This is a genomic window from Teichococcus aestuarii (genome assembly GCF_042651065.1).
GTDB lineage: Bacteria > Pseudomonadota > Alphaproteobacteria > Acetobacterales > Acetobacteraceae > Pseudoroseomonas > Pseudoroseomonas aestuarii.
Genome location: NZ_JBHSCH010000012.1, coordinates 22,414 through 31,807 on the forward strand (window position 1 = coordinate 22,414; position 9,394 = coordinate 31,807).

7 protein-coding genes are annotated in these 9,394 nt (G+C 70.9%); 2 read left to right on the forward strand and 5 right to left on the reverse strand.

From position 1 onward, the window contains the following. The first annotated feature begins 5 nt into the window (after positions 1-5). The gene (locus ACFOY6_RS07410; protein WP_379649880.1) at positions 6-2,462 is read left to right on the forward strand and encodes a hybrid sensor histidine kinase/response regulator; all 2,457 of its coding nucleotides are present in this window, start codon (positions 6-8) and stop codon (positions 2,460-2,462) included. A gap of 119 nt (positions 2,463-2,581) precedes the next feature. On the opposite strand, the gene ACFOY6_RS07415 is transcribed toward ACFOY6_RS07410, so the two are convergent. Next, positions 2,582-3,205 carry a LysE/ArgO family amino acid transporter gene (locus ACFOY6_RS07415; RefSeq protein WP_109517207.1) on the reverse strand — a complete coding sequence of 208 codons (624 nt, stop codon included), beginning with the start codon at positions 3,203-3,205 and terminating at the stop codon, positions 2,582-2,584. A gap of 72 nt (positions 3,206-3,277) precedes the next feature. Here ACFOY6_RS07415 and ACFOY6_RS07420 point away from each other — a divergent pair, with 72 nt between their 5' ends. Further along, positions 3,278-4,201 carry a LysR family transcriptional regulator ArgP gene (locus ACFOY6_RS07420; protein WP_379637311.1) on the forward strand — a complete coding sequence of 308 codons (924 nt, stop codon included), beginning with the start codon at positions 3,278-3,280 and terminating at the stop codon, positions 4,199-4,201. 117 nt (positions 4,202-4,318) lie between these two features. On the opposite strand, the gene mog is transcribed toward ACFOY6_RS07420, so the two are convergent. From mog to ACFOY6_RS07440, 4 genes are all read right to left on the reverse strand, one after another. After that, on the reverse strand, positions 4,319-4,855 hold the full coding sequence (mog, locus tag ACFOY6_RS07425) for a molybdopterin adenylyltransferase (protein WP_379636944.1): 537 nt from the start codon (positions 4,853-4,855) through the stop codon (positions 4,319-4,321). 6 nt (positions 4,856-4,861) lie between these two features. Next, the gene (gene ytfE, locus ACFOY6_RS07430; RefSeq protein WP_379649882.1) at positions 4,862-5,533 is read right to left on the reverse strand and encodes an iron-sulfur cluster repair protein YtfE; all 672 of its coding nucleotides are present in this window, start codon (positions 5,531-5,533) and stop codon (positions 4,862-4,864) included. A 130-nt stretch (positions 5,534-5,663) separates the two neighbouring features. Beyond that, entirely contained in the window at positions 5,664-8,423 is a 2,760-nt protein-coding gene (locus ACFOY6_RS07435; RefSeq protein WP_379649884.1) for a nitrate/nitrite transporter, read from the reverse strand. Next, complete coding sequence (locus ACFOY6_RS07440) at positions 8,420-9,205, reverse strand: helix-turn-helix domain-containing protein (protein WP_379649886.1); 786 nt, start codon at positions 9,203-9,205, stop codon at positions 8,420-8,422. Before ACFOY6_RS07440 ends, ACFOY6_RS07435 begins: the two co-directional genes overlap by 4 nt. Positions 9,206-9,394 lie beyond the last annotated feature (189 nt).

Genomic DNA, 9,394 nt, shown 5'->3' on the forward strand with positions numbered 1-9,394 from the left:
GAGCCGTGCCGGAAGAGATGTGTCTCGCCGGCGGCGGGGAAGCTGGGGCACGGCTGCGCGCGGTCGACTGGGCCAGCAACCCGCTCGGCCTAATCGAGGGCTGGCCACTCTCGCTGCGGACGGCTGTCCGCATCATCCTCAGTTCCGATTTCCCCATGATGATCCATTGGGGCCCGGAGCTGGTCACCTTCTACAATGATGCCTACGCGCCCAGCCTGGGCCGGAAGCACCCAGGGAACCTCGGCCGGCCTGCCTACGAATGGTGGTCGGAGATGTGGGACCAGCTCACGCCCATCTTCAACCGCGTGCTGTCCGGCGAGTCCTTCTTCGTCGAGAACGCCAGATACACGCCCGACCGTGACGGGGCGCCGAAGGACGCCTACTTCACGCACTGCCACAGCCCGCTGTGGGACGACCATGGCAAGATCGCGGGCATCTTCCTGGTGGTGACCGAGACGACGCGCCAGGTGGTGGCGGAGCGCGACCTGCTCCAGGCCAACGCCGCACTCGCGCAGCAGAACGAGGCGCTGCAGGCCAGCAAGGCGCGGCTGGCCGCCGTGGTGAGCGCCTCCTCGGAAGTGCTGTACTCCATGAGTGCCGACTGGGCCGAGATGCACCAGCTCACCGGCAACGGTTTCCTGGTCGACACCGGCTCGGCCAACCCGCATTGGCTGGCCGACTACATCCCGGAAGACGAGCAGGCGCGTGTCACCGCGGCGATCCAGGAGGCGATCCGGAACCAGACGGTGTTCTCGCTCGAGCACCGGGTCCGGCTCGCGGCGGGCGGCGTCGGCTGGACACAGTCGAAGGCCGTGCCCCTGTTTGGCCCGGCGGGCGAGATCACGGAGTGGTTCGGCACCGCCAACGACGTCACCGCGCGCCGCGTGGCGGAGGAGGCACTTCGCCGCCTGAACGAGAGCCTTGAGCAGCAGGTCGCCGAGCGCACCGCCGACCGCAACCGGCTCTGGACCTTATCGAAGGACATCATGCTGGTGGCCGGGTTCGACGGCACCATCCAGGCCACGAACCCGGCCTGGGCCGCGACGCTGGGCTGGACGCAGGACGATCTGGTCGGGCGCAACCTGCTCGACCTCATCCATCCGGAGGATCATGAGCGGACGGCCGAGTGCACCTCCGCCATCGCGGGAGGACAGGCCTTCCGGCGCTTCGAGAACCGCTACCGGCACACGGACGGCACCTACCGCTGGATCGCCTGGACGGGCGGGCCGGGCGATGGCCTGATCATCGCCGCGGGACGCGACATCACCGAGGAGAAGGCAACCGCCGACGCGCTGCGCAAGGCGGAGGAGCAGCTGCGCCAGGCGCAGAAGATGGAGGCGGTGGGGCAACTCACGGGTGGCCTCGCGCACGATTTCAACAATCTGCTGACCGGGATCATCGGCAGCCTGGAGCTTCTGCAGGCCCGGGTAGCGGAGGGCCGGATCGGCGCCCTGGACCGCTACATCGGCGCCGCCCGCGGTGCCGCCGACCGCGCGGCGGCGGTGACGCACCGGCTGCTGGCCTTCTCGCGGCGGCAGACGCTGGACCCGAAGCCCACGGACATGAACTGGCTGGTCGGGGATATGGGGGACCTGATCCGGCGCACCGTTGGCCCGGCCATCACGGTCGATATCGTGGGCGAGCCGGGGCTTCCGCCCGTCCTGATCGATCCGAACCAGCTCGAGAACGCTCTGCTGAACCTCTGCATCAACGCCCGCGACGCCATGCCGGACGGCGGCAGGCTCGTGATCGAGACCGGCCGCCAGGGGCTGGACGCGCGCGCGGCGGACGACCTCGGCGTCCCGGCGGGCGATTTCCTGACGCTCTGCGTCACCGACAACGGCACCGGCATGGCGCCCGACGTGATCGCCCGCGCCTTCGACCCCTTCTTCACCACCAAGCCTCTCGGTGAGGGCACCGGCCTGGGCCTGAGCATGATCTATGGCTTCGCGCGCCAGTCCGGCGGCCAGGTGCACATCGCCTCCGAGCCGGGGCAGGGTACCAGGGTGTGCCTCTACCTGCCCCCACATGCCGGCAGGCCGGTCACCGGGGAGTCCCCCGTCGAGCTGGCCGAGGCACCGCGGGCGCAGCAGGGCGAGACGGTGCTGGTGGTGGACGACGAGCCCACTGTGCGCATGCTGGTCACCGAGGTGCTGGGGGAGCTGGGCTACACGGCCATCGAGGCGGCCGATGGCGCCGAAGGGCTGAACATGCTGCGCTCGAACGCGCATATCGACCTGCTGGTGACGGATGTGGGCCTGCCTGGCGGCATGAACGGGCGGCAGATGGCCGAGGCGGGGCGCGTGCTACGTCCCGGCCTCAAGGTGCTGTTCATCACCGGCTACGCGGACAGCGCGGTGCTCAGCCATGGCCATCTGTCCGAGGGGATGCAGGTCATGGTCAAGCCATTCTCGATGGAAGGGCTCGCCACCCGCGTCAGGGCCATGATCGCAGAAGCCTGACCACTGCCGGCCCACCCCCTGCCGGAAGGGGAACGGAGCATCATGGCGGTGATGCTCCTGAGCGCGGCTCGGCACGCTGACGAGAGGATGATCGGGTTCCGCAGCCCTGCAGGCCGTGCTCACGCCAGGCCGTGGACAACAAGCCCGGCAGCCATGGCCAGCATCGTCAGCCCAATCATTCCATCCAGCACGCGCCATGCCGCGGGGCGCGAGAAGAGCGGCGCCAGCAGGCGTGCGCCATAGCCCAGGGCGGCGAACCAGAACGCGCTGGCCATGCCTGCTCCGGCCAGGAAGGCAGGCTGCCCGCCCGGCGGCTGCGCAGCGCCGATCCCGCCGACCAGCAGGACGGTGTCGAGATAGACATGGGGGTTGAGAAGGGTGAACCCTGCCGTGCGGGCCAGTGCCGCCCGCAGGGTGAGGGCCGCGGCCGGCTGGTCCGCCAACAGGCCCCCGGCCGGGCGCAAGGCACGGCGGAGCGCCCCGGCCCCGTACCAGGTTAGGAACAAGGCCCCGCCCAGGGTGAGAACCGTGACGAGGCCTGGCAGGCGCTCCAGCGCTGCGCCAAGACCGGCGACGCCGGCACCCATCAGGATGACGTCCGCCAGGGCGCAGAAGAGGACGACCGGCCCGACATGCTCGCGCCGCAGGCCCTGGCGGAGCACGAAGGCATTCTGCGCGCCGATGGCGACGATGAAGGCCGCGGAAAGGGCAAAGCCGGTCAGGAAGGGGGTGGCGGTGATCATGGGCGCTTTCCTGCCGCCACGCCTTCCTGTAGGCCAGATCATCTTCCTAACCTCGATGAAGCGGAGCTAAACCTGCTCGACTATCCGTCCCTTGCTGCCTTGGCCGCCGTGGTGCGCGAAGGCGGCTTCGAGCGCGCCGCCGCCGCCCTGGGCGTCACGCCCTCGGCGGTGTCGCAGCGCGTCCGCGGCCTGGAGGAGCGTCTCGGCGCGGTGCTCGTCATGCGCGGTCAACCGCCGGTGCCGACCGAGGCCGGGGCGAAGCTCTGCGCGCATGCCGAGCGGGTCCGGCTGCTGGAAGGCGAGCTGGCCGCGCAGCTCCCCGGCATCGCCGGCAGGGGCGAGCGGAGTGAAAGCCGGGTCACGCTGCGCATCGCCGTGAATGCCGACAGCCTCGGAAGCTGGTTCCTGCCGGCCGCGGCGCGCTTCGCGGAACGGACCGGAGCGCTGCTCGACCTCGTGCTGGACGACGAGGAGCACACGGCCGGCCGCCTGCGCTCGGGCGAGGTGCTGGCGGCGGTGACGACCGATCCCGCCCCCGTGCAGGGCTGCCGCACCGTCGCGCTCGGCGCCTTGCGCTATGCGGCGACGGCCAGCCCGGACTTCGTCCGCCGCCACTTCCCGCGCGGCGTGGACGCCGAGGCGATCACGCGGGCACCGATGCTGCGCTTCGACCGGCGGGACGGCCTGCAGGCACGCTGGGCAGGCGAGATCCTCGGCGCCGCCGCGCTGGATGCGCCGGTGCATTGGGTGCCGTCCACGCAGGGCTTCGTGGATGGCGCGCTCGCCGGGCTGGGCTGGGGCATGAACCCGCTGCCTCTCGTCGCGGACCATCTGGGCTCCGGCCGCCTGGTCGAGCTGGTGCCGGAACGCCGGCTCGGCGTCGCGCTGCACTGGCAGGCGGCCCGCATCGGCGCACGGCTCCTCGACATGCTGTCCGGAGAGGTCATGGCCGCGGCGAGGGCGAATCTCCGCGAAGGACAGACAGGCGCAGGGTGAGTCCGGGGAAGGACGCCGGCTTTGCGGGGGCCTGCCCGTGGCAGGCGATGGCAGGCATGAGAGGCCCCTGGCACCACCGGCACTTCCGGGGCCAGGACCTGGCCGCCGGAACGTCCTTCAGGCGCCTTGCGGGCGGAAGGCCTTGCAGATGGCAGGGTCGGTCTCCAGCCGGGGGCCGCCGATCAGGTCGATGCAGTAGGGGATGGCGGGGAAGACCGCCTCCAGGCATTCGGCGATGGCCGAAGGCTTGCCCGGGAGGTTCACGATCAGGCTGCGCCCCCGCGTGCCGGCGGTCTGGCGCGACAGGATGGCGGTCGGCACGGCTCGCAGCGAGACGGCGCGCATCAGTTCCCCGAAGCCGGGCAGGAGGCGGTCACAGACCGCCTCCGTCGCCTCGGGCGTGACATCGCGCGGGGCCGGCCCCGTGCCGCCGGTGGTGATGATCAGGGGGCATCGCTCCCGGTCGGCCAGCGCCGTCAGCGCCGACATGATCTGCGGCTGCTCATCCGGCACCAGCCGCGCGGCGGCGCGCCAGGGCGTGGCCAGGATGCGCGCCAGAACCGCGTGGATGGCGGGGCCGCCCGCATCCGCGTACACGCCCTGGCTGGCGCGGTCGGAGACGGTGACGATGCCGATCGGGACGGAGGCCGGCATGGCGGATCAGGCCGAGAAGCGCGGGAACAGCACGTTGTTCTCCAGATGGACGTGCTCCATCAGGTCATCAGCGAATTTGCGCGTGCCGGCGTAGAGGGCGCGCCAGGTGTTGCAGGCGCCCTCCGGCGGAACGCCGCCCTGCGTCAGCTTCTCCAGCGCCTGCAGATGCCCGCCATGGTCGTCGTGCTCGGCGCGCATGACGCTGATCGGCTGGCCGATCATCGGGTGGCCGCCCTGGCGCATCAGCGGGAAGAGGATCCGCTCCTCCTTCTGCATGTGGTCTTCGAGCTCGGCGGCCATCCGCTCCAGCAGATCGGCCAGGCCGCGCGGCGCGAGGGGATGCTCGCCATGCACCGCCTCGACCCGGCGTGCGAGGCGGACCAGCTCCGGCAATTCGCGCCGGTGCGTCGCGTGGTAGCGCTGCTCGATCAGGGCGATCAGCGCGCCCGTCTCCTGCGGCACCGTGGCGGCGGCGGCATCGGGGTGGAGGGCGGCAAGCTCGCCCTCCACCGTGGCGAGGTCGACGCCACGCCGTGCCGCCGCCTCGGCGAGCGGAGCCTGCCCGCCACAGCAGAAATCCAGCTTGTGGCGGCGGAACACGGCCGTCGCGCCCGGCAGGGCGGCGGCGATCTCGGCGACGCTGCGCGGGCCGAAGACGGAAGCAGTGGAAGCGCTCATCGGGCGGCTCTCCTGGAGGCCCCGGAAGGGGCCGGTTCTGGCTGATGCGGCGCCGGCGGCTGCAATGTCCCGCCGGCGCGATGTTCCCTTGGTGGGGGAGGCGTGGCGCCATCCTCCCGCGCGGGCGTGCCTACTCCGCCGGGGAGGGCGCAGGCACGGGCGCCTTGCGGCCGCCGCGCTCCACGTCGTGCAGCAGGCCGCCGTGCCGGGTGTAGAACCACCAGGTCATGGCGATGCAGCTGACGTAGAAGCCGAGGAAGCCGTAGAGGGCCAGCTCCGCCCCGCCGGTGGCCGCGATGGAACTGCCGAACGACTTCGGGATGAAGAAGGCGCCATAGGCGGCCACGGCCGAGGTGAAGCCGATGATCGCCGCCGATTCCTTGTCCGCCTGCTTCACCAGCTCCGCCGCCGGGCGGCCCGGGTTCAGGCGCGCGACCTCCTTGCGCATGATCGCCGGGATCATCTGGAAGGTGGAGGCGTTGCCGACTCCGCTGGCGGCGAACAGGAAGAGGAAGCTGCCGAAGAAGGCCGGGAAGGCCGAGGCGCTGCCCTTCATGCCGATGGCGTAGAGGATGCCGAGCGTGCCGAGGCTCATCGCCACGAACACCCACAGGCTGATGCGCCCGCCGCCCACACGGTCCGTCAGCCGCCCCGCCGCCGCGCGCGCCAGGGCGCCGACCAGCGGGCCAAGGAAGGCATAGGAGAGGGCGTTGACCTCGGGGAAGAGGATCTTCGTCAGCAGCGGGAAGGCGGCCGAGAAGCCGATGAAGGAGCCGAAGGTGCCGGTGTAGAGCCAGCACATGATCCAGTTGTGCGAGCGGCGGAAGATGACCGACTGGTCGGCGAAGGAGGCCTTCATCGTGGCGATGTCGTCCATGCCGAACCAGGCGGCGATGGCGCTGGCCACGATGAAGGGGACGAAGACGAAGCCCGCATTCTGCAGCCACAGCGAGGCCTGCGCGCCGCCCGCGAGGGCGGCCTGCGGCGCGCCGCCCAGCCAGCCGAAGACGCCCGTGGTGATGACCAGCGGCACCACGAACTGCACCACGCTGACGCCGAGATTGCCGAGCCCGGCATTAATGGCCAGCGCGTTGCCCTTCTCCGCCTTGGGGAAGAAGAAGGAGATGTTGGCCATGGAGGAGGCGAAGTTGCCGCCGCCCAGGCCGCAGAGCAGCGCCAGGGCCAGGAAGATCCAGTAGGGGGTGGAGGGCTCCTGCACCGCGAAGCCCATGCCGAGCGCCGGCAGGGCGAGCGACCAGGTGGTCAGCGTCGTCCACAGCCGGCCGCCGAACATGGCGGGCATGAAGGAATAGAAGACGCGCAGCGTGGCGCCCGAGAGGCCGGGCAGCGCGGCCAGCCAGAAGAGCTGCTCGTTGCTGAAGGCGAAGCCGATGGCGGGCAGCTTGGCCACCACCACGGACCACACCATCCACACCGCGAAGGAGAGCAGCAGGCAGGGCACCGAGATCCACAGGTTGCGGCGCGCGATGCGGCGGCCGGCCGTGGCCCAGAAATCGGCGTCTTCCGGCCGCCAGTCACGGATGGCGCCGCTCGCGGCCAGCGCGCCCTGCTGGGCGGTGCCGTGGATCGGCTGCATCTCGGGCAGCTCGGGCAGGCTGCGTGCGGGCAGCCCGGCCTCGGCGGCGGCCTGCTCCATCCGGCGGATGGCCAGGTGCATCCAGAGCAGGGCCGAGGCGACGACGAGGAAGAGCAGCCAGAAGCAGCTCTGCCAGATGCCGGTGAGGTCGTTCAGCAGGCCGAAGGCGATCGGCAGCAGGAAGCCGCCCAGCCCGCCCACCAGCCCGACCATGCCGCCCACCGCGCCCACGCGGTCCGGGTAGTAGATGGGGATGTGCTTGTAGACGGCGGCCTTGCCCAGGCTCATGAAGAAGCCGAGCACGAAGGCCACCACCATGAAGCCCGCGATGCCGAGGCGGGCCGAGAACGCCACCGGGCCGCGGATGCCCTGGATGACATAGTGCGCGGGCGGGTAGGAGAGGATGAAGGCGCAGGCGACGCCGACAAGGAGCGACCAGTACATCACCCGCCGCGCGCCATAGCGGTCCGACAGGTGGCCGCCATAGGCGCGGAACACCGAGGCGGGGATGGAGTAGACGGCGCCGATCATGCCGGCCGTCTTGATGTCCAGCCCGTAGACGCCGATCAGGTAGCGCGGCAGCCACAGCGCCAGGGCGACGAAGCCGCCGAAGACGAAGAAGTAATAGAGCGAGAAGCGCCAGACCTGGACATTGGCCATCGGCGCCAGCATCGCGGCCAGGGATTCCGGGCGGGCGCCCGCCGCGCGGCGGCGCTCCAGGTCCGGATCGTCGCGGGTGAGCAGGAAGAACAGCACCGCCGTGACGGCGAGCGCCGCCGCCCAGATCAGCGCCACGCTCTGCCAGCCATAGGCCACCATGACGCTGGGGGCGGCGAACTTCGTCACCGCCGCGCCGACATTGCCGGCACCGAAGATGCCGAGCGCGGTGCCCTGCTTCTCCTTCGGGAACCACTTGGCCACATAGGCCACGCCGACCGAGAAGCTGCCGCCCGAGAGGCCGACGCCGAGCGCGGCCAGCAGGAAGGTCGGGTAGTCGTAGGCGAAGGTCAGCAGCACCGTCATCGCGGCGGCCGAGAGCATGGTGAGGGTGAAGACCACCCGCCCGCCATACTGGTCGGCCCAGACGCCGAGGATGAGGCGGATCAGCGAGCCGACCAGGATCGGCGTGCCGACCAGCAGGCCGAACTGCGTGTCGGTCAGGCCCAGATCCTTCTGGATCTGGATGCCGATGATGGCGAAGATCGTCCACACGGCGAAGCAGACCGTGAAGGCGAAGGTGGACAGCCACAGGGCGCGGCCCTGATCGGCTGGGGCGACCGGAGCGGTCGTCATCTTGGAACTCCCCTTGCCAGGAGCGGATGGAGGGTTTCGGGGCCGTCGATCAGCGGATCGAGGGCGAAGCGGGCGCGGGCCGCCACGAGGTCCTCGGCGTGCAGGAGGTCTCCCTCCACGCGCAGGCCATGGCGGGCCACCGCGGCGAGGGAGCGGGAGAAGGTCTCCCGCGTCATGCCGAGCTCGGAGGCGATCAGGCGCTTCTCGGTGGGCAGGCGCGCCGCCTGGCCGGGCGGCGTGGCCTCGGCGAGGCGGAGCAGATAGCAGCCGACCCGCTCCTCGGCCGAGCGCAGCCGCACATTCTTGGCGAGCTTCACCTGGCGGCGGAACTGCGCCGCCTGGCAGGCCAGGACAGCCAGGCAGAAGGCGTGGTCGGAGGCCACCGCCTCGCGGAAGATCTCCGCCTGGATCAGCAGCAGGCGCGCCTCGCCGAGCACGCGGGCCCGCAGCAGGTAGGGCTGGCGGTTCAGCACGGCAGCCGGCAGCAGCAGGTCGACCGGACGGACCAGCTCGACAAAGGCCTCCTCGCGGCCACGGATCCCCAGCAGCTCGATGCTGCCGCCGATCAGGACCTGCGCGAAGCTCGGCGTCTCGGCCTGCTCGAACACCACGCTGCCGACCGGCAGCCGATGCAGGATCGCCAGGCTCGCCAGCCGGTCCAGGAGCGCCTCCGGCACGGCGCGCAGCCAGGGCGTGGCGGCCAGGGCCTCCCGGGGCGTCGCGGGCTCGGTGCCGCTCTCGGACAGGGCCGCCCCTGCGGTCTCCGCAGGGTCATGCGGCATCGTGGCATCCACCGAAGAGGTCTTTCGCTGTGCCGCGGAGCGCTGATCGTCGGGCCCGTTGGCGTGATTTGTATCAATCCGATTATGCATTTTGATCACTCCGGTTCCTTGACTCAGATCAATGAATGCCACGCCTGAGCTCATCCATAACCTGGGCACGCTTCGCGGTCCTCGCTGCCCGAGGCACCG